Source organism: uncultured Fibrobacter sp., from assembly GCF_900316465.1.
Lineage (GTDB): Bacteria > Fibrobacterota > Fibrobacteria > Fibrobacterales > Fibrobacteraceae > Fibrobacter.
This window is the reverse complement of sequence record NZ_ONDD01000004.1, coordinates 14,249-35,867: the sequence shown is the minus strand read 5'-3', so window position 1 is coordinate 35,867 and position 21,619 is coordinate 14,249. Positions and strand designations below refer to the sequence as shown.

Genomic DNA, 21,619 nt, shown 5'->3' with positions numbered 1-21,619 from the left:
TGGTAAAACTTAGTAAGCCCACATAAGTGGGCTTTTCTTTTTTTCTACATTTGGCGTAGAAAATTCATGGCAGAGAGTAAATACATTCATAACGCCTTAAAGCAAGTTCACGTGAACACCTCGTGCACTTCCGTTGTCGGGTTCTCGATTTCGGGGCTTGCTACCTATATACAGCTTCCGGAGCTGGATTTTTGCATCGATATGGGCGAATGTCCGCTTTCGGCGACCTCGCTGAACCACGTTTTCTTGACTCACGCCCACGGGGACCACGCCCGTTGCCTAATGCGTCACTACAGTTTGCGCAAGATGATGGGTGTCGAGCGCGAAAGCACTTATTACATGCCCGAGAGCATTTGCGAAAAAGCCCGCAATTGGATTCATTCCGAAGCCATGTTCGAGGGAGTGCCCGAAACCAAGTTCCGCTATCCTGAAATCGTCCCGGTAAACACGGGCGACCTCCTGTTTTTGGAACACCGCAAGGACTTGGCGTTTGAAGCGTTTGAAGTCAAGCATTCCATTTACGCCATGGGCGGCACCTTGTACCATTACAAGAAAAAGCTCAAGGATGAATACCTGGGCAAGACTCCCGACGAAATCATCAAGTTGCGCGAAAGCGGTACCGAAATCACACGTGAAGTGTACGATCCGCTGGTGAGCTTTATGGGCGACTGCATGGGCGAAAGCCTGTTAGAAAACCAGCGCGTATTCCAGTCGAAGGTGCTGATTACGGAATGCACATTCCTCGCTCCCGAAGACTATGAAATGAGCCACAAGAAGGGCCACACGCATATTACCCAGATTGCAGACGCATTGAACCGTTTAGGCGATCAAGTGAAATGCGAAAAGATTATCCTGGCGCATTTTTCGATGAAGTATTCCGAAAAGTACATTCGCGAAATGATTGCGAAGGAGATTCCGGAAAAGTTTTTGGATAGGATCGTCGCGTTTATTTAGACGAAAGAAATTTTATGGCAAACGAAGAATTGAACGAAGAAAAAGAACCCAAAGAAGTCGTTATTCCTGAATTTTACCGCGACTTGAAAGAAGACCCGGAATCGAAGGGCCTTTGGCATTACGTGTTCCGTACCCACGGCGACCGCAAGCCGATTGCAACGCCCGACGGACTCCCCCACAAGTTGGACTTTAACTGGAAAGACATGTTCCCGAACATGGGTGACCGCGTAGAAGTCGAAATCGGTAGCGGCAAGGGCGGATTCCTTTCGGAATACGCTCCCAAGCACCCCGACACCGTCATCATGGGCAGCGAATGGGACTACACTTGGGCCAAGTTTGCCCAGCGCAAAATGGACAAGGCAGGTGCCCTCGCCAACGCCACCATGCTCCGCGGCGATGTATTCTTCTTTTTGCGCGACTGCGTGAAAGACAATACGGTGGATGCATTCCACATGTATTTCCCGGACCCGTGGCCGAAAGAACGCCACCACAAGAACCGCCTTTTACGCCCGGATTTTCTGGTAGAAGTCGCCCGCGTATTGAAGCCGGGCAAGCACATTTTCTACTGGGGTACCGACCACCAGGAATACAACGAAGTCGCGCTCGAAGTTTTCGACAACTTTAAGGGTTGCAAAATTCTGGAACGAAACACCGCAGAACCGACCGAAGGTATTATGACCGGCTTCGAAAAGAAGTACCGCAAGGAAGGTCGCCCCATCTATCGCAGTGTTGTCGAATTTGAAAAATGACACTTAGTGTCAAGCTAAATTGCTAATTTAATTGTCGTATGTTAAAGCACCTGTCGATTAGTGGATTTACTTTGATTGCGAATGCGGAAGTTCCTTTCCGCGATGGTTTTACTGCAATTACCGGCGAAACCGGTGCCGGAAAATCAGTGCTTTTAAAGGCGCTCCGCATAGTATGCGGCGACAAGGCGCAATCTACCATGGTGCGTACCGGCGAAGAAAAAGCCGTCGTCGAAGCCACATTCGATATTGCAAACGAACCGCAAGTCAAGAAGGTTCTTGAAGAACTGGAGCTTGACAGCGATGACGAACTGATTATCCGCCGCGAAATCCAGGAAAACGGCAAGAGCCGAGCCCGCGTGAACGGCGCCGTGGTAGCTCTCCCCGATTTACAGCGCTTGGGCGAAGAACTGATCCAGATGCACGGCCAGAGCGAACAGCTCTTGCTGCGCGACATTCGCACGCATACGCAGATGCTCGACGACTTTGCCGGAAACGGTGAACTGCTCGCCGAATACACAAGCGAATGGACCGCCTGGAATAAGATCCAAGACGAAATCAAGGCTACCGAAGAGCGCGCAAAGAACTTGGCCGCCCAGAAGGATTTTTTGAAGTTCCAATTCGATGAACTTTCAAAAGCATCCCTGAAAGAAGGCGAAGAAGAAGCCCTCGAAGAAAAGGTGAACAGCGCAAGCAAGCAAGAAGCCGAAACTCGCTACTTGAACGACATTCAAGGGATGCTCGGTGGCGAAAACGGGCTCTTGGACCAAGTGCAAATTTTGCAGTCCAAGTTGCGTTCACTCGCTGCAAAGCTCCCTGATTACGAAGATTACTTAAAATCGCTTGAAGAAGTGACAGACCCGTACGAATGCGTATGCAAGGACTTGCTGCGTTTGCGTCCGTCTGCAGCCATGAGCGCTGCAGATATTGACCGCGCCAACGCCCGCATCGCGGCGATTCAGAAGCTCAAGCGCAAATACCGCACCGATGTCGCAGGCCTGATTGCCTTGACCGAACAACGCAAGGAAGAACTTTCGAGCCTTGAAAACCTGGACGCCGATTTGGAAGAACTTTCCAGACAATCCAAGAAGGCGCTCGAAGCATTGCAGGCAACAGCCCTCAAGCTGACAACATCTCGCCAGAATGCCGCGGAACGCTATGACAAGGCCGTAAGCGCCATTCTGAATACGCTCGGCATGCCGAAGGCGATTTTTGCGACATCGATTACCATGCAGTCTTTGTCGCCGAACGGCGCCGACAAGATTGAATTTACGCTCGCCCCAAACCCCGGCGAAGGCTTCAAGGGCCTGCAAAAAGCGGTTTCGGGCGGCGAACTCAGCCGCGTACTGCTTTCGATCAAGAGCGTGATGGCCGACCTCGACCGCGTTCCCCTCTTGATATTCGACGAAGTGGATTCCGGAATCAGCGGCGAAGTCGGCAACAGCATCGGCGAGGCATTAAAGAACTTGGGCCAGCACCACCAAGTGCTCACGATTACGCACTTGCACCAGGTGGCAAGCCGAGCCAAGAACCAACTCGCGGTCAGCAAAGAAGAAATCGACGGCCGCACGTACACGCATGTGGTCGAACTGGACCACGACGGTCGTATTAAGGAACTTTCTCGCATGCTCGGTGGCGAAAGCGACACGATTCGCGAGCACGCAAGACAACTATTAGAAGTTTGACAGAGGCTTTAAATGACACAAGAACAGACATCCGATATTAGACTGCGCTCACGAGTTTGGAGCGTTTTGCGAGCTATGGTTTTTATAGCCGTCATTGTCTTTATCTGGATGGGCATGGCCAAAACCGCCACCGCCCTGGTTGCAATCGCCCTCATCATGGGTTGGGTTAATTTGTACCAACTCCGTTCGCAAGAAATTGAAAAGCCCTATTACCGACTCTGGCTGAACGTGGTTGACGGATTCCTTTCGTTTGCAGTGATGACCAGCATTTTCGTGCGCGACTTGCTTCAAAACGATCAAACCGAGAAATTGCTTGCCGTGGGTTGCGTATTCTTGCTTGCCCGCCTGGTGGCCCACACGCTCTTTAGCCTCGGCGTGCTCCGCGAAGGCAAATCACTCCCCCGCAAGCGTCGTTGGAGCAAGTTGTCGAATATCGCGATTACGGTAACCATGGGCGTGTACTTGCTGAATCTCGAAGATTACCAGCAGATTTGCATGGTAACCTCGATTCTCTTGATTATCGCCTCGACCGTTGCATATGCCTACTGGTATTACCGCGACCCCGCTCACCGTAAGCCATTGTCAATCGCAAGCCAGCTGACCATGAGCCGCATTGTGCTGACACCGTTCTTCTTGTGGGTATTCTTCTACGATAACGACCTGGATTACAGCAACAACAGCCTCGTTTTCAAGAGCCTTTCGTTGGTGATGGTGCTTGGCTTTATGCTGACCGACTTTTTGGACGGCTACCTCGCCCGCAAACTCGGCGAAGTGAGCACGCTAGGCAAGTATCTGGACCCGTTCAGCGATAAGATTTCGAACATGACAATTTTCATGTGCTTTATCGCTACAGGATATGCCCCGGTGTGGATGGTCGCCCTCATTTACTTCCGCGAATCGAGTGTCGAAACACTCCGTACACTTGCAGCAAGCGAAGGCTTGATTATGCCGGCTCGCCGTAGCGGCAAATGGAAGACAGCTCTCCAGGGTATCGGAATTGTCGCCATATTGCTTGGCGCCCTTGATCCGATGGAAGCGATTATCCCCAATTATCAAGCATTCTGGGCAATTTTCCCGCAAGCTGTGATGGGCGTCATAACCGCAATTACCATTATTAGCGGTATTGATTATTTCGTCGCCAGCAAGCATATTCTGAAAAAATTCGTGTAAAAAACCCTTGACAGGGCTATAAAAATTTACTATATATGGTGCAACCTCGACGCGGGGTGGAGCAGTTGGTAGCTCGTCGGGCTCATAACCCGAAGGTCGCAGCGTTCAAGTCCTGCCCCCGCTACTAAAAAGAATCCGGTTCATCAAGAACGGATTCTTTTTTTATATCCGTGTCAAAATTTCAACAGCCTTTCTTGCTAAATTTGAGCCGTGGCGTTCTATTCTAACGAAATCATTCAGCAACTCAAAGCCCACGCAGATATTGCGTTGGTCATTGAGAATTTTGTTCCGCTGAAACGTTCCGGAAATGGCCGCTACCTGGGCGTCTGTCCCTTCCATGATGACAGAAGCCCTTCTATGAACGTGAACCCGAGTCTGGGCATATACAAATGCTTTGCCTGTGGTGCCGGCGGTGACGTTTTCAAGTTCGTGCAAGAACATGAAAAAATGGATTTTAAGGGAGCCGTGGAATGGGTCGCAAACTTTACCGGCTTTGCACTCCCCCAGCTAGGCGCCCCTGAAGACAGCGAAAAGACCGAAGAACGCGCCATGGTCCGCAGGCTGAACGAACTAGCCTGCGAATGGTTTGAGCAGCAGCTCGCTCTTTCTCCCAAGGCGCTCCAGTATCTCGCCAGCCGCCACATTACCGATGCCACCCGCAAGCAGTTCCATATCGGTTACGCTCCGGAGGGCCGCGAAGGCTTTATCGGGTATGCCGTCAAGAACGGTTTTTCGCCGCTGGATTGCGTCAAGGCGGGACTTGCCGTCGAAAAAGAAAATGGCGGCATCTCGGATAAGTTCCGCGATCGCTTAATGATTGCCATCCAAAACCTTTCAGGCGTGATTGTCGCCTTCGGTGGCCGCGACTTAAGCGACAATAAGGATTTTAAGCGCGCGAAGTACATGAACAGCCCGGAATCGGCGCTGTACCATAAGAGCGATATCCTGTTCGGTTTGCACCAAAGCCGCCAAAGCATCGCGAAAGAAAACGCGGTGATTATCGTTGAAGGCTACTTTGACATGATCAGCCTGTATCAAGGCGGCGTCACGAACGTGGTGGCCGCCTCGGGAACGGCTTTGACCGAAACCCACGCGAGCATTCTTGCACGATACGCCAACACCGCCTACTTGGTATTCGACGGTGACGCAGCCGGCCAGAAGGCAACCCTCAGAAGTTTGGAAATTGTCTTGCCCAAGGGAATTGCGCCCCGCGTGTTTGCGCTTTCGCGCCCCGATGGCACCAAGATCGACCCCGACAACTTTGTGAATGAACGCGGTGCAGACGCATTCCGTGCGGCTTTGCGCGAATCCGAAGACTGGCTTTCTTATTTGGCCCGTCAGCACGACATGCAAAGCCCCGAAGAACGCGCCCGCTTTGTGACTTACACCAAGTCGCTTGTAAAAAGCATTACCGACCGCGAGCTTCAAAATCAGTATGTGAAGCTGATTGCGGAGCGATTCAACACGAGCCGTTCCTTGGCCCAGGTAAAAAGCCTAAAGCCGCAAAAAGGTTTCGAAGAACGCCGACCGATGGCAGCAAATGCCGCCACCGGCGCACCAGAAGTGATTCCGCAACTGGAGCAGGCCGCCACGCTCGATTGGGCAAGCATTCCGCCCATGGAAATCCGTTTTGCGAACTTAGTGCTTCGAAACCCGACGCTGATGGACCGCGCGCTGGAATACTTTGACATGGACTGGGCCGCGAGCGGAGTCCGCATGTTTGAATCTCCGGTGGTCGAAGAATTTGTGAATTCAGCCATTGCACTTTACGCCGAAACTGGCGCCGTTTCGCCGCAGCTGATGTACGAAAACGTCTCGCCCACGCTCAGGCTCTTTTTGGAAGGCTTGCCCGAAGAAAAGTGGAAAACGCCGCAAGAAATCATCGAATTTTACCAGACGCTGACCGTATTTTCAACCAAGCTCTGCGACAGGCAAAAGCACCTGATTCCGTTGACAAGCAACGAAGCGGTCGAAACGCGCATGCAGATGTCCAAGTTTACGCAGGGCATGCAAAAGTTGAACGCCTTGTTCAACGCCGAAAAGATTACGATTGATGCCTTCGCCGACCAAGTGGTTCGCAGCAAGGCACAGCTGATATTGTTCCAGTCGGTGATTCAAGGCGCCCCGATGCCTGCAGCGCCAACCGTGATTACGCCGGCATCCATTCAAGCAGCGTCCGCACCGGTTCAAGCTGCGCCTGTTCAAGCGACACCTGCACCGCAAAGCACGCAACCGAGCGATCCTCAATTTGCAGAAAATGTGCCGCAGCCCCCTGCTGACTTCGCTTCTGAAAATTATTCCGAAGAGCAAATGCCAGCCGACGAACCTCCCGAGGGTTTTGAGCCCCCGCCGCCCGAAGACGACGAAGAATATTCCTACGGCAACGATGATTTCAACGCCGATTCAGACGATTTCGGTTACTAAAACAATCTTGCAATGCTTTCTACGGCCCTTGAAAAACGAATCAAACGCCAGATAATCGGTAAGCCTCACCGTTTTTTGGCGATTGTTCCTCTCGGTTTTGAACAGACACTTGTTCAAGAATTGCTCGGACTCGGTTTGGATTTCGTTGACGACGAAGGCAAGCCGCACGCCGCAAGCGACGGAAAAGTTGAATTTACCGTCAAGATTACCGAAGCCTGGAAAGCGGTCGCTTACAGCCGTATCGCCAACCGCATTTTGATGCACGTTGACGACTTCAAAGCCGAGAATTTCCGCGATTTGGAAAAGAAAGCCGCCGAAATTCCGTGGGAGCTATACCTTGCTGCGCCTCCGGACCAAATCCACGTGACATGCAAGCATTCGCGCCTGTACCACAGCGACGCCGTCGCCGAGCGCTTGCAAAAAACAATAGGGGGAAGCCTCCCCCTGGCCCAACGTCATCCCGGCGAAGGCCGGGAACAGCATTCCTTGTCAGAGCCACTGCTCTTACACGTGACACTCATCGATGACCGCTGTACGATTTGGCTTGATCTTTCTGGCGAAGAACTTTATAAGCGAGGCCACGAACGCTTCGTAAATGACGCCCCCCTCAAGGAAACCATCGCCGCCGCAATGCTATTTGAAGCATCAGGTGTTGCGCCCTCCAAAGAAATCGCAGTCTTCGATTTAATGGCTGGCAGCGGAACCTTCAGTCTCGAAGCAGCATACATGGCAAACGGACTCATTCCAGGCAAATGCCGCGATTTCGCCTTAAAACACCAGCCCGCATTCAAAGAAGCCACGTGGAATTTCATCACGAGAAACGTCGTTGACGGCGACAACGGAGCGAAACAATCCATTGCGAAAATCATCACTTCCGACATTTCGCCTAAGGCTGTCGAAATCATCAAGCACAATGTAGAGTGCTCGCCGCTCGCAGGCATTGAGCCCGCGCTCGTCTCGCCGCTGCTCCGCGACTTTTTCGACTACACCGCCCAAGAAATTGCCAACGCCTGCCAGGCCGGAATTCACTCTGACAACTCAAATCCGAGCGAAGCCTCCCCCGTTATCGTGCTGAATCCGCCCTACGGCAAGCGCCTTGATTTTGACGCACCCAAGCTTTACACGCGCCTCGGCCGCCGACTCGCCGAGCTCGCCCACGCCCTGCAGGCCCTCGGCCAATCGCTCACGGTCGCCATCCTTGCGCCCAAAGACGACAACCGCCCCGGCTCCGCATACACCTGCACCGCAAACTTGCTGCGAGAGTGCCCCGGCTTATCGCCCGAGCACAATCCGGCCGCCAAATGCATCGCCACCAGCCACGGCGGCTTCTCGCTAAACGTCTTTATCGCAAAAATTTAAAGTCGAACGACTTCGTCGCAAATTTCAGACATCGCCGAACGGTGAGTCACAAAAATCATGGTCTTGTCAGGGTAAGTCGCAAACAGCCTTTCGAACAATTCGCACTCCGTAGATTCATCGAGCGAAGAACTCACCTCGTCAAACAGCCAAACATTCCCAGGCCGTAAAAGCCCGCGGGCAATTCCGATTCGCTGCGCTTGGCCCTCGCTCAAGCCGCGACCGCGCTCGCCGATTTCGGTATCCAAGCCATCGGGCAAATCCAGCACAAAGTCGGCACAGGCCGCATGCAAGGCCTGCAACATCTCTTGTTCGCTCGCATCGGGCTTGGCCAGCTGCAAGTTCAGGCGGACGCTCCCGCTCAGCAAGGTATTGCCTTGCGGCACGTACACAAAATTCGTGCGAGTTTCTTTGCCAATCGCACACACCTCGGAACTTGAATAAACCAGCATGCGCCCACTATCGGGCCTTACAAAGCCGAGCAACAACCGGAACAGCGTCGTCTTTCCGGCACCCGTTTTGCCCATAATCGCCGTCTTGGAACCAGGCTCAAAATCGTGGCTGAAACCTTCCAGAACCTCGTGCCTGCCCGCCGCATAGCCAAAATGCAAGTTCTCGAGTCGCACGCCAAGCGAACCTTCAAGCGCCATAGGCGTTCCGTCACTTTCGGGCTCCTTGGATTTTTCAAGATCTTCCAAGCGGTCAATGCTAGCCGTGGTATGCACCACTTGCGGCACCATGTTCAAAATCGAAAGAATCGGGTGCTGAATCTGGCCCACCAGCTGCAAGAAGGACGTCATCATACCGAAGGTAATCGCCCCATCGCGCAGCCCGAGGCCGCCCCAAATAAAGGCTAGCAAATAACCCAGCCCAAAAGCAGACCCAAGCGCAAAACGCGAAAGCGTGGTAAATCGCGTACGGCGCAAAACATCGCTTTCCAAGTGCTGTTGCATGTCGCCCAGACGGCCCGCCACCCAGCTTTCACTTTCGAGCGAACGCATGAGCACATTGTGTTCCACGCCCTCTTGCACCTGCATCTGGATTTTCGATTCCCGTTCACGAATTGCAAGCGTCATGTTTCTGAGTTTGCGAGACACCAGCTTACCGAGCACAATCGCCACCGGCGTAAGCAACAGCAAAGCCCAGGCAAGTCGCGGGTCAAACCAGCGCATCAAAAGGAACGCGCCCACCAGCTGTAGCGCCGTCACAATCATTTGCGGCAAAGTTTCCATGGTCGTGGTCGACACCGACTCAATATCTTTCGAAAGCCTAGACGCCACATCGCCCGAATGCAGTTCAGCCCCCGCGTAAAGCTTACGCAAGAACAAGCCCTCGAACACCTGCAAGCGCAAGCGATTCGATTGGCGGACCATGGCCACATTCGTCATATAATAAAAAACAATGCGCAAGACAATCGCACCCACGACCGTCGCCACAAGCAAAGCAATCATGCGCACAATATCGTCTTGACTACCCGTGCGAATCGTTTCGTCTATAAAACGCTTGCTGAGCCATACCATCAATAGCCCAAGCGAGATTCGCCCCACACCAAATACAATGCGGAGCGCTATGTTCAGGCGGAATCCTTCCGTCCTATTCCATAACCACGAAAGGTATTTCATTCGACTACATTCACGTTTTGCCACTGCGAAACAATGCTCTTGACATCGTTCAAGGCATCGTCAGCGGCAACGTCGTATTCGCTACAGAGCGCATCGGCAAGCGCTTCGACGGTAAATTCGCCGAGTTCGCTTGCACGCGTCCAAAGCCAAGACGCCGTTTCGTTCAGGCAAAGGAGCTTCCCGAAATCGAGAGCGCCAACGCCTTCGCCCATAATTACCTGTTCACCGCAGACTTCGCGCAGAACAAATCCTTTTTTGATGTGCATGGTGTACTCTCCTTCTAGAAATTCCGGATTCGAATGTAGACTCTATATAATTTAAGCAAATAACGACGCAAAGGTAAAAGGCTCACCCACATTTTTTGGACAAATTGTATAAAAGGCGTGTAAAGAGATCTTTTGTAACCATTTGGATGCACAACATAGGTCACTTTAGCATAAATTTGTTTACATTCAGTATGCTCGCGGCCCTGTAAATTGCCATCGCCCATCAAAGTTACACGGTCGCCCGCCATTTCCATAACGCGGTGAATCACGTAGCGGCCGTCATCCGTTTTGGCGAGCACCACATCCATCACATTCACGTTTTCTGGACGAACAAGCACCACACTGTCGCGGCCACCCTCGATAAACGGGCGCATGCTTCGTCCATTCACCGGGAAGGTCACTTCGAGACCCTCGCCCACCAGGCGAATCGCCTCGGAAAGAATCATCGCATCATCTTTCTTTTGCATCATGCATCCTGTTAGGCCGAAACCGTTTCGCAGCACAGCTTTGCGGCAGCTTCATCCGGCAAGCATTCCAAATACCACACCGGTACATTCATGGCAAGCGCGTTTTCAGTCTTGTGAAGACCATCGGCAATCACGCGTTCCCAACGCTTGCCCGAAATGCACGGAACAAGAGCGGCAAAAGCTTGCACGCCACGCAAGCGGGCAATCTTGTTGTAGGGAGCCTGCGAAAGCAGCACAAAGCCACCCAATGCAAATTCCTGATTCTTGTAGCAAGGCGTCTTGCCGCTCCACGGCGAGCCATAAACGACCGCACGAGCGCCATCAAAAACGCGAACCACCGGATTATCGTCATTCAAAAGGTCTGTGCCAGCAATATGCTTGAGCCAAAGCCTGGCATGCGTACTCTTGCCCGTACCGCTCTTACCCAAGAACAGATAGCCGCGATCTTTGTAACTCACGACCGCCGCATGGAACAGCGCCGTATTGTAAGGCGCCGTCGCGATTGCATACAGCACCATCAATGCGTTATTCACCGCAAACTTAAGGGAACTCAATTTTTGGTTTTGCGGAACATAAAGAACAGCCTTTTTATAGTCGGCCGAACAAATCAACACACCCATCGCCTCGCCGAACAGGCGAAAATCAAAAGCCGATTCCTGTTTAGCCGTAAGCCCGCAAATAATCTGCTGGCCTTCTTCATCCTGACGGGTTTCTTCGGTGTATTCAGGCGCCTCGCCGCATTCTACGTTCAAAACAAAAAGACAATCATCCGTTTTTTCAATCGCAAACGGTTTGTAGTTATCCATGCATTCGGCAAAAATCTTGTCGCCAACATCAGCTTGCGCCGACACGGCAAACACATGTTCCGCCACTCTATAAAAACATTCCATCATAAAGCAATACGCCTGCGTTTAATGCGCTTAGGGATCAATGAGATTGTCGCACGCCAGTACTTGAGTTCCTTGAAAATCGCATTCACCGGATCAAACGGGAGCCACGAAAGAGCTTGCAGGCGGTCCTTGAACCAGCGAACAAAAACATTCTTGGGTTTTGACTTGTACTGACCAAAATTACCGAACGCAAGCGCCAATTTCAAAAGGGTTTCGCCACGCCTGCGGTCAGGCGCACAAAGCATCAAGCCCTGTTCTAGTCCGAACACCTGTTGCAGCAGCCACATTACAGCACCACATGCATGCATCATGCTCAGGCGTTTCATGACAGCTACCGCTGCGCTACGATCGCCTTCGGTAGAATGCCTAAGCAGCATCAGGTAGTCCATATACTGCCTTAGGCCCAGACCGCCGCTATAAAAATGCTGCTGCAAGTGCGCCATTTGCATCACGAGCGCAAACTTGATCGACGGCGAATAAAAGCCCTCGGGCACCTTTTCGGCTTTGCGGATTTCTTCATTCAAAAACTTTTGCAACGAACCATTGCGGAACGGGATTCCCGATGCCGGTTTAAAATGCACCTCGACAGTGATTCCGTCCTTATTTTCGGGCAGATGAATGTGGTGTCGCGAATAAGCGTGATCATCGGTTTCCGGGGTCAACAAATTCAATTTATAAAGCAGTTCAGAAACGGCCTTACGACCACCCTCGACCCAAATATCAATATCGCCTGCTTGCCTCGAAAGTACATCAGGGTAAAGTCGCGCATTCGCCTGGCCTTTCAAAACGGCATTCTTGCTGCCGGCACCATCAAAAATTTGAGTCAGGCGCGCGCCTTCTTGATCCATGAGTTTGTTCTTGCCGGCAATCGCTTCGGCATCGAGCGACCAGCGCAAAAGCAAAGCCCTTGCAGGTCGAACATTTTCAGGCAGTTTCTTGATTCCCGAAAAAGCGACGCCACGCACACACTGACGTTTGGCCAGCTCGTAAATAACCTTCCACTGTGCGTCAGAGGGAGCCTCTTTAAATCCCTGCAATTCACCTGTCGTATCAAGCGCAAACCGCAAGAGTTCGAACAGGAGTTTGTCCGTCTTTTTCAGAACCATACCCATGCGCGTAAAGATAAAATAAAAAAGAACCCTCAAGGGGTCCTCTTAAAGAATTTTATGCTAAGTATTCCTTTTCGGAATCGTGGAAACCTATATTTCCGCTATATTGCATTAAGGCTTCTTGTCGATGTAATTCAACGACTTTCATTTTTGGGAATTTATATGGTTTTAAAAATTTTCTATCCATATAAGATTCTCCATAAATTAGTCGTCGTCCTTATCGTCAAGACATGTAGCCAATTCTCCTTCACAGCTACTATCAAACAAGATTGCGCCTTGATAGCCATATTCTTCCACAATCATCTGCGGGGCAACATACTCTTTTTTTTCTTGATTTTTCACTTTCACACCTCTTTTATTTAATAATCACACGCTTGCCATTGCAATAGTATGTACCACGGGTGGTAGGTTTGACATTCAACTTACGACCGTTCATATCAAACCAGCGATCCATACGGAACTCGCCCGTAGCCGTGTTAAGCGTACCCGTTTGAATTACATTATCGTTTTCATCAACAATTTCGACATCAATTTCATTCGTAATCGTCCAAATTGCAGAGTTAAACGATCCGCTTACAGATTTAGTCAATGCCACTTGATGTTGTATCAAGTAGGCTCGGAACGGATTAGCTGTAGCAGCACCCAACTTAACAAATTGCCCAACTTTGGCACCATTTTGCGTCTGTCCAGCAAATCCATATTTTTCACCAAGTTCAGGATCTTCAGCAAATTGCTTATAAGCAAAAGTTCCCTTGAATTCCCAGTTTTCGTAAATCAACACTTCTGAGGGTTTGATTCCCGTATCAAATGTAACATCTCCTTCAAATGTAATTTCCGAAGCTTTCGGCATTACGATATATGGAGTATTGGCTCCAATTTGCAAAGTTTTGACTTTTCCAATAATAACCTTATGCTGGTCATTAACGATATCTATACGTTTAAACCTATAGAACTGAGCTCCCTTAACCTTTGCCGTATCAATCGAGAAAGGCAGCATAATGGTAGATGTTTTACCAACTTCAAACTTTCTGTTAAGCACAACCTGATCAGCATGGACATTCGACATTTCGGTAACATCACTACCGGTATACTCCCCATCAATTTCAGCGACTGTCTTATCGGGGTATTCCGTAATCGTCACGGCACCATACCGGGTCACCTTAACCGTCAAAACAGAAATTGTAGCCGCTCCATAACCGTTCAAAGCCAGCGACTTTTCGCCCACAGACCACGGCGAATCCTTATCGCAAACGCCATCGGTCAAGGTTCCGTTATTCAGTTTGCAAGCCACTTCGGCCACATTCACTTCGTCCATCTTATGAACGTCTGCGGCCGCAGTACCCTTACCCGTACCCAACAAAGCGTCATCGTCATAATAGTTTTGAGCAGAAGTCAGCGTTCCAGACAAATGGTTACCGACAATGGCACCCGTAGAGCCGTTACCCATATTAGAAAGGCCTTCGCCATCATACACGCAAGTCTTCACCGTCAAGCTGGCTTTCGAAATACCCACAATGCCACCAATGAAAGCGTCATTACCCGTTGCCGAAATCGAAACCGCGCTCATGCAGTTTTCAATAGTACCATTCTTGGCGTTACCGACAATGCCGCCCACGCCCTGGCCATTACCAGTCGCCGTAATGTTACCAGACACATAGCAAGTCGATACAACGCCACCAGGAGTTTTGTCGGCCAACCAGCCCACAACGGCACCGACAGAAATCTGGCTTGTCTTATTTGTCACAATCGAGCCTGCGTTAGTCGACGTTACAATGTCCACATTTTCAAAGACAATGTTTTTCACCGAGCCATTGCCCAAGACACCTACAAAACCAAGGTTCTGAGCATATGTCGATTTAATTTGCGCAATTTCGTCGCTATTGATGTACAAATTCGAAATAACGTGATTATCGCCATCAATGATACCCTCGAAAGCGACATCACCCTTACCGGCGGCCATCGGGGTCCACAATTTGTGGTTCATATCCAAGTCAGCGGCCAACTTGGCATTGATATCCAGTTTGCCCCCCTTGTTGGTTTCGTTCGCAAACCAAGCCAATTGGGATTCATTTTCGATTAAATAGAAGTCTTTACCGTCGATTTCTTGAACGCCCGGTTCTTCCATAGATGTTCCGTTCCAAGCGGCAAAAGACGGTGCGACAAACAGCATAAGAGCGCATACAAATACGCCACAAAATCTATTCGTGAGAATATTCTTGTCCATCAAAATACCAACCTCGTTTTTTGACGGGGCTTAATATAGACTTATTACCTATTATTTTAAAGGGTTTTTGAACAACGTTCCGTGTACGTTTTGTACAATGCCTGCGAAATTTGCGTAAAATCGCCAATTATAACATTATTTTAAGAATTCTGAAAGAAACATACTACATTGGTAGGTTGGCGTTTTTAGTTCAAAAACGCCATTTTTTCGCACTCAAAAAGGCATTTTAGACCGTTTCGGGCAGCACTTTTGTGCGTCGCATAAAGGCAAGCGTCTCTTTTTCACCCTTTTCGGCAAGCATTTTCAAGAGGTAAAGCAACTTCCTGTAAGTCTTTTCCGTCATCTTTTCGCGGGCCGTGCTTTTAGTCAAATACAAAAGCGGAGACTCCTGCGTATAAGTTAATTTGTTGTAAGTTTTGGAGGCGGCCACGCGATCGCAGAACATTTCCTTGATGTAGCGGTCAGGCATATCCATCGGCACCAGTTTTTTAGTCGACATTTCATAGTCGTACCAAAACTCAAAATGGTGTTTGTTGCGACCCTTGTGGTGCATCCATGCAAGGCTATACCCCTTGTCGTTTCGTTCGCCGTTGTTTGGCGACTGGTCACCCATATAATACTTTGCCCCAGGAATAAATTCCGTCGGGCTATACTTTGAAAGGTCATGGAACAAGCCCTGAAAGCCAATTCCCGCCTTAAAGCACAAACGAATGACCTCGTTGCGATGCTTAGTAATCGTTATAAAATGTTTTATCGGGTGAAACATAGCACGCGTAAAAATAGAATTTTCTACATTTCCATTCAAAATTTGGCGTATTTCTCTCGCAATTTTTTACGAGTAACGCCGCAGATTTTAAAGACACAAAAAGAGGATTATTATGCCGAAACTTCGTTCGCTCAAGACTATGGAAGGCCGCGAAATGGCCGGTGCACGCGCCCTGTGGCACGCAACTGGAACCAAGGTGGAAGACTTTGGTAAGCCCGTGATTTGCGTGGTGAACAGCTACACCCAGTTTGTTCCGGGACACGTTCACCTGAAAGACTTGGGCCAGGTAGTCGCCCGCGCGATCGAAGCTGCCGGCGGTGTCGCTAAGGAAATGAACACCATCGCTGTGGACGACGGTATCGCCATGGGCCACGACGGCATGCTCTACAGCTTGCCCAGCCGCGACCTCATCGCAGACTCTACTGAATACATGGCAAACGCCCACCGCGCCGACGCCCTCGTTTGCATCTCCAACTGCGACAAGGTGACTCCGGGTATGCTCATGGCAGCCATGCGCCTCAACATTCCGGCAATCTTCGTTTCTGGCGGCCCGATGGAAGCTGGCCACGTCACCACGAAGGACGGCAAGGACCGCGCTCTTGACTTGATTGACGCCATGATCGATTCCGCAGACAACACCATCAGCGACGAAGAAGTGGCCGCCATCGAAGCTAACGCTTGCCCGACTTGCGGTTCCTGCTCCGGCATGTTCACTGCAAACTCCATGAACTCCCTTACCGAAGCCCTCGGCCTCAGCCTCCCGGGCAACGGCACCATCGTTGCAACGCACGCCGAACGTAAGAAGCTCTTTGAAGCTGCCGGTAAGCGTATCGTGGAACTCTGTCACCAGTATTACGATTTGAACGACGAAAGCATCCTTCCGCGCAGTATCGCCACGAAGGAAGCCTTCGAAAACGCCATGCGCCTCGACATCGCCATGGGCGGTTCCTCCAACACCGTGCTCCACTTGCTCGCTGTCGCTCAGGAAGCAGGCGTCGACTTCACCATGAAGGACATCGACCGCCTTTCCCGCAACACGCCGTGCATCTGCAAGGTCGCCCCGACCGTTCACAACATCCACGTTGAAAACGTGAACCGCGCCGGTGGCATCATGGGTATTCTCGGTGAACTTGACCGCATGGGCCTCATCCACAAGAATGCAAAGACCGTTCACGCCGCCACCATGGGCGAAGCTCTCGAAGTGAACGACCTCAAGCGTAACCCGAGCGCCGAAGCCAAGCAGCGCTACCTCGCTGGCCCGGGCCGCAAGTACAATATCGAAGCTTTCTCTCAGAACTTCATGTACCCCGACCACGACCTCGACCGCGCTAACGGCGCTATCCGCGATGGCGAACACGCTTATACCAAGGACGGCGGCCTCGCAGTTCTTTACGGCAACCTCGCAATCGACGGCTGCATCGTGAAGACCGCAGGCGTGGACGAATCCATCTGGAAGTTCACCGGTCCGGCAATCGTGTTCGAAAGCCAGGAAGAAGCCGTTGAAGGCATCCTCGGCAACAAGGTGAAGGCTGGCGACGTCGTCGTTATCCGCTACGAAGGCCCGAAGGGTGGCCCCGGCATGCAGGAAATGCTCTACCCGACCTCTTACCTCAAGAGCCGTCACCTCGGCAAGTCCTGCGCCCTCCTTACCGACGGTCGTTTCTCCGGCGGTACGAGCGGCCTCTCCATCGGCCACGCTTCTCCGGAAGCCGCCAACAAGGGTAACATCGGCCTCGTGCACACGGGCGACGTTATCGAAATCGATATTCCGAACCGCACCATCAATGTGGAACTCACCGACGCCGAACTCGACGCCCGCCGCAAGGAAATGGAATCTCGCGGTGCCAAGGCTTGGAAGCCGGAAACCCGCAACCGCGTGGTGTCCAAGGCTCTGCAGGCATACGCTGCCATGGCCTCTTCTGCAGATAAAGGAGCCGTTCGAGATCTTTCCTTGATTGGCATCAAGTAAAGAATCTCTCACTCTCGCGACCGCCCCAGCTTAACGCATGGGGCTTAGTCGCTCACAGGGGCGCAGTCCGCGACCTGTGCATAATTGGAGCAAAGTAATGGATTCTCTCCTTAAACCTTTTATGAATTCCCGCAAGGTGTATGTTCCGGGGAAAATGTACCCGGACATCCGCGTGGGAATGCGCGAAATTTTGACTGAAGACCCCGAAACGCCTGTCGTGACGGTGTACGATACGAGTGGCCCTTACAGCGATGTAGACGCCAAGCTCGACGTAACGAAGGGGATTGAACGTTTTCGCGAACCCTGGATTATGGAACGTGGTGAAGCCGAACAGCTCGACGACATGACGTCTGCTTATGGCCGCGCCCGCCGCGAAAACCATGAGCTCGACCACCTGCGCTTTAACGCAGAACACCACCCGCTCCGAGCCAAAGCTGGTCATCACCTGACGCAGCTCGATTACGCCCGCAAGGGAATCGTCACCAAGGAAATGGAATACGTGGCCATCCGCGAAAACCAGCGCCTTGATGAATTGCAGTCCCAGGGTAAAATCCAGGTGGCAGGCTCCCCCATTACGCCGGAGTTCGTGCGCGACGAAATCGCCGCGGGCCGCGCAATTCTGCCGGGGAACATCAACCACCCGGAATGCGAACCGATGATTATCGGCAACCGTTTCCTCACCAAAATCAACAGCAACATCGGCAACTCGGCCATCACCTCTTCGATCGAAGAAGAGGTCGAAAAAATGGCTTGGTCGGTACGATGGGGCGCAGACACGGTCATGGACCTTTCCACTGGAAAGCACATCCACGAAACGCGCGAATGGATCATCCGTAACAGCCCCGTACCTATCGGAACGGTGCCTATCTATCAGGCGCTCGAGAAGGTGAACGGCAAGGCCGAAGAACTCACGTGGGAACTGTACCGCGACACGCTCATCGAGCAGGCGGAACAGGGCGTAGACTACTTCACGATTCACGCGGGCCTTTTGCTGGAACACATTCCGCTGACCGCGAAGCGCACCACGGGTATCGTGAGCCGCGGCGGTTCGATTCTTGCCCTTTGGCAGATGCGCCACCACCAGCAAAATTTCTTGTACACGCACTTCCGCGAAATCTGCGAGATTCTTGCCGCCTACGACGTTGCCGTTTCTTTGGGCGATGGCCTGCGTCCGGGGAGCCTCGCCGATGCCAACGACGCGGCCCAGTTCGGAGAACTGGACACGCTCGGCGAGCTCACAAAGATTGCCTGGGAATACGGCGTGCAGGTGATTATCGAAGGCCCGGGCCACGTGCCCATGCACAAGATTCAAGACAACATGGCGCGCCAGCTCGAAAAGTGCCACGGCGCTCCGTTCTACACGCTCGGCCCTCTCACCACCGATATCGCCCCCGGTTACGACCACATTACGTCGGCCATCGGAGCTGCTCAGATCGGCTGGTACGGTACCGCAATGCTCTGCTACGTAACACCCAAGGAACACCTCGGACTCCCCGACCGCGACGACGTGCGCGCCGGTGTGGTCACCTACAAGCTCGCCGCTCACGCGGCCGACCTTGCAAAGGGCCATTTCGCAGCACAGTTCCGCGACGACGCCCTTTCGCGCGCCCGCTTTGACTTCCGTTGGAACGACCAGTTCGCGCTTTCTTTGGACCCCGAAAAGGCCATGGAATTCCACGACAAGACGCTCCCCGGCAGCCAGGCCAAGGCAAGCCACTTCTGCAGCATGTGTGGTCCGAACTTCTGTTCGATGCGCATCACGCGTGCCGTGCGCAACTTTGTGGCCACAGGCGAAGTCGGCGACGTTTAAGGCGCAGGCAAAGCGCCAAAACAGAAAATTCTAAAACAAATCCCCTGGACACTCGTCCAAGGGATTTTTTCAATTACTGTTGTTGCGTTTGTGTTTCTGTTGTTGCAGGAGGTTGCGCAGCAGCATTATTCTCCGGCGCAGCCTCTTTCGGTGGCACCTTATTTTTCACACACCGGAGCGAGTAAGCATTCCCGTCGAAATCTTCTTCGTTCTTGAAATCATCCTTGCTGCTCACGACATACCAGTAAGCGGCTCCCGAACCAGCACCGCCTTCGGCCGCCCAGAAATACGCACTCGTTCCAAGTTCCGTATATTCGCCATCGTTGCGGAATCGGATCCCCGCCGGCAAGGCGTTAAAGCCGCTCGCATTGTTGTTCTTAGTCATATTCCCCTGAGCCCAGCCTTCGCGGCTCTTAAGAGCAGCAGCCAATCCCTTGCGCTTGTTGATTGCAAACTGCCCCAACCGAGTCCATTCTTCCTGTCGCGGGATATGCCATCCATCGGGGCAAATTCCCTGATGTTCTTCGAGAACGGCCCCCTGCGACACGCTATCCAGCGAATTCTCGATAAAGTCTTCGGGAAGTCTCATCGCCACATGCCACGGATAAAGCCTTCCGTAATTGCGGCAACGGATATCCTTGTCCTCGTAACAGAAGCTCCCCGGAGCGGCAAAGCGCAGGTTTTCCGCCATCCAGACATCCTCGCCCACGGCCAAAGTCTTGTAGCGGTTATCGTCACGCTTGTCGTAAATCGAGGTACTATCATAAATTTCATCGATATCGGGCGGATTCATCAAGCAACGCACCGGATACGCCCGACTCTTCAAACTCGAATCCATCACGAAGTCGTCATTGTTATTCGGGAGCGTCCAAACAATCGCCCGCGACGAATCAAGCTCATTCACTGACCAAAATCCCGTAAAGGTTCCTATTCCAGAATACGCCGAAATCGTATCGGCGGAATCGCGCACACCCGAAGCCAACGCCGTAAATCCGAAACCGTTTTCACCCATAAGCGCAAGGTCGCTTTCTAGCCAGGTTTCTCGGGCACGCAGGTTCGTACCCACGCCCACCGCATCGTCAATATCCTTCAGGTAAATATTGAGCCTGTAAAAATCAAGCGATGTCGGTACGTGCCAGCCATTGGGGCACACATCCTTCATCTTCGACTTTTCCGTAATATTGGTGGCAGCCTCCCACGTGTAAAGACGCCCGAACCGTTCACAATTTTCTTCCCGGTCGTCGTAGCAGTAGCTACCCGGCACCTTCACATTCAGGTTATTGACCATCCACACCTGATCGCCAATATGAATCGTGAGCACGGCCTTGTTCTGCACATTGACCACCTGCGGAATCACCTTCGGGCGAGGCGGAGGAGGCGGCTCCCTAAAGGGGTACGCCTTGTTTTCGATACAGCGGATAGAGGCCCCGTCATCCTTGGAGGCGTAGATCTTATCAAAAGCCCTTGAATCGTAGAGCAAGCCCCAGTAAATCGCCCCCACGTTATCTATTTCGGACGAAGACCAGAACTGGGCCGAAGTTTTCAAATCCATAAAACCGGTATACTCGTTACGCACACCCGCCGGCAAAGCATTAAAGCCGAATTCGTCGGAACCCGCCGGCACACGCAGTTCCTTTTCCCACATTTCAGGAGACTTAAGGCTCAAACCGACGCCATCACTCTTGCCGATTCGCCCTACATAACGCTTTAGAGTCACCCAGTCCTTATTGGCAGGCAAACGCCACCCCGCAGGGCAGGCATCATGGTACGTTTTCCAGTCCTTTTTGGTAAAATCGATGTCAGCAATGGAGTGGTTGTTATAAAAATCCACCAGTCGCATCGCCATCGCCCAATTGTACAACCTGCCGTATGTTTCGCAGTTGTAGTCGCGATTGTCATAGCACCAACTCCCCTTCACGTTAAAACGCAAATTCTCGGCAAACCAACGTTGGTTACCGATCTGCACCGTCTTATACACGCGGCCATCGCGTTTATCCTTGAAATCAGGCATTTTTTCGACAAAGGCAAAAGCCCCCACGCCCCCAAACAAAATCAAAGCAACCGGTAAAATTCTCATTTCATCCTCTTACCATGCAATATATACTCAAAAACGCCTAAAGGACAAATTAATGTAAACTTTTTTATTCTAAACAAAAAAGCC

The 21,619-nt window shown here is 51.8% G+C and carries 18 protein-coding genes and 1 tRNA gene; 9 read left to right on the top strand and 10 right to left on the bottom strand.

Translation table 11 applies throughout. From position 1 onward, the window contains the following. Positions 1-66: 66 nt before the first annotated feature. From QZN53_RS02475 to QZN53_RS02445, 7 genes are all read left to right on the top strand, one after another. Positions 67-954 carry an MBL fold metallo-hydrolase gene (locus QZN53_RS02475; RefSeq protein ID WP_163437242.1) on the top strand — a complete coding sequence of 296 codons (888 nt, stop codon included), beginning with the start codon at positions 67-69 and terminating at the stop codon, positions 952-954. 14 nt (positions 955-968) lie between these two features. Further along, the gene (locus QZN53_RS02470) at positions 969-1,703 is read left to right on the top strand and encodes a tRNA (guanosine(46)-N(7))-methyltransferase TrmB (RefSeq protein ID WP_163437241.1); all 735 of its coding nucleotides are present in this window, start codon (positions 969-971) and stop codon (positions 1,701-1,703) included. Between the two features lie 38 nt (positions 1,704-1,741). Next, complete coding sequence (gene recN / locus QZN53_RS02465) at positions 1,742-3,385, top strand: DNA repair protein RecN (RefSeq protein WP_163437240.1); 1,644 nt, start codon at positions 1,742-1,744, stop codon at positions 3,383-3,385. A 75-nt stretch (positions 3,386-3,460) separates the two neighbouring features. Continuing rightward, positions 3,461-4,555 (top strand): CDP-diacylglycerol--glycerol-3-phosphate 3-phosphatidyltransferase, encoded by a 1,095-nt coding sequence (gene pgsA / locus QZN53_RS02460; RefSeq protein WP_294651283.1) that lies wholly within the window; start codon positions 3,461-3,463, stop codon positions 4,553-4,555. A 50-nt stretch (positions 4,556-4,605) separates the two neighbouring features. Further along, positions 4,606-4,679: transfer RNA gene (locus QZN53_RS02455), tRNA-Met, on the top strand. Positions 4,680-4,765: 86 nt separating this feature from the next. Beyond that, positions 4,766-6,979, top strand: coding sequence for a DNA primase (dnaG, locus tag QZN53_RS02450; protein ID WP_163437238.1), 2,214 nt, complete (start codon positions 4,766-4,768; stop codon positions 6,977-6,979). Positions 6,980-6,991: 12 nt separating this feature from the next. Next, the gene (locus QZN53_RS02445) at positions 6,992-8,338 is read left to right on the top strand and encodes a class I SAM-dependent RNA methyltransferase (protein ID WP_163437237.1); all 1,347 of its coding nucleotides are present in this window, start codon (positions 6,992-6,994) and stop codon (positions 8,336-8,338) included. Here QZN53_RS02445 and QZN53_RS02440 read toward each other — a convergent pair. From QZN53_RS02440 to QZN53_RS02400, 9 genes are all read right to left on the bottom strand, one after another. Further along, entirely contained in the window at positions 8,335-9,957 is a 1,623-nt protein-coding gene (locus QZN53_RS02440; RefSeq protein WP_163437236.1) for an ABC transporter ATP-binding protein, read from the bottom strand. The genes QZN53_RS02445 and QZN53_RS02440 overlap by 4 nt on opposite strands. Next, positions 9,954-10,223 carry a PqqD family protein gene (locus QZN53_RS02435; RefSeq protein ID WP_163437234.1) on the bottom strand — a complete coding sequence of 90 codons (270 nt, stop codon included), beginning with the start codon at positions 10,221-10,223 and terminating at the stop codon, positions 9,954-9,956. The genes QZN53_RS02440 and QZN53_RS02435 overlap by 4 nt, the downstream gene beginning before the upstream one ends. A gap of 14 nt (positions 10,224-10,237) precedes the next feature. Beyond that, entirely contained in the window at positions 10,238-10,693 is a 456-nt protein-coding gene (locus QZN53_RS02430) for a S24/S26 family peptidase (RefSeq protein ID WP_205428112.1), read from the bottom strand. Between the two features lie 8 nt (positions 10,694-10,701). Then, a complete protein-coding gene (locus QZN53_RS02425) occupies positions 10,702-11,583 on the bottom strand; it encodes a hypothetical protein (protein WP_163437232.1) in 882 nt (293 codons plus the stop codon). Then, complete coding sequence (locus QZN53_RS02420; protein ID WP_163437230.1) at positions 11,580-12,692, bottom strand: nucleotidyltransferase family protein; 1,113 nt, start codon at positions 12,690-12,692, stop codon at positions 11,580-11,582. Before QZN53_RS02420 ends, QZN53_RS02425 begins: the two co-directional genes overlap by 4 nt. 52 nt (positions 12,693-12,744) lie before the next feature. Continuing rightward, complete coding sequence (locus tag QZN53_RS02415) at positions 12,745-12,876, bottom strand: hypothetical protein (protein ID WP_294651272.1); 132 nt, start codon at positions 12,874-12,876, stop codon at positions 12,745-12,747. A 17-nt stretch (positions 12,877-12,893) separates the two neighbouring features. Further along, complete coding sequence (locus tag QZN53_RS02410; protein ID WP_163437229.1) at positions 12,894-13,031, bottom strand: hypothetical protein; 138 nt, start codon at positions 13,029-13,031, stop codon at positions 12,894-12,896. Between the two features lie 13 nt (positions 13,032-13,044). After that, positions 13,045-14,859 carry a hypothetical protein gene (locus QZN53_RS02405; RefSeq protein WP_163437227.1) on the bottom strand — a complete coding sequence of 605 codons (1,815 nt, stop codon included), beginning with the start codon at positions 14,857-14,859 and terminating at the stop codon, positions 13,045-13,047. Between the two features lie 280 nt (positions 14,860-15,139). Then, positions 15,140-15,679, bottom strand: a complete 540-nt coding sequence (locus QZN53_RS02400) for a DUF5662 family protein (protein ID WP_163437225.1) — start codon at positions 15,677-15,679, stop codon at positions 15,140-15,142. Between the two features lie 112 nt (positions 15,680-15,791). Here QZN53_RS02400 and ilvD point away from each other — a divergent pair, with 112 nt between their 5' ends. Both ilvD and thiC read left to right on the top strand, forming a co-directional pair. Then, positions 15,792-17,648: a dihydroxy-acid dehydratase gene (gene ilvD / locus QZN53_RS02395; protein ID WP_163437223.1), complete on the top strand. Its 1,857-nt coding sequence runs from the start codon at positions 15,792-15,794 to the stop codon at positions 17,646-17,648. Positions 17,649-17,745: 97 nt separating this feature from the next. Further along, positions 17,746-19,458: a phosphomethylpyrimidine synthase ThiC gene (gene thiC / locus QZN53_RS02390; protein ID WP_163437222.1), complete on the top strand. Its 1,713-nt coding sequence runs from the start codon at positions 17,746-17,748 to the stop codon at positions 19,456-19,458. 73 nt (positions 19,459-19,531) lie between these two features. On the opposite strand, the gene QZN53_RS02385 is transcribed toward thiC, so the two are convergent. Next, positions 19,532-21,535, bottom strand: a complete 2,004-nt coding sequence (locus QZN53_RS02385; protein WP_163437220.1) for an FISUMP domain-containing protein — start codon at positions 21,533-21,535, stop codon at positions 19,532-19,534. Positions 21,536-21,619 lie beyond the last annotated feature (84 nt).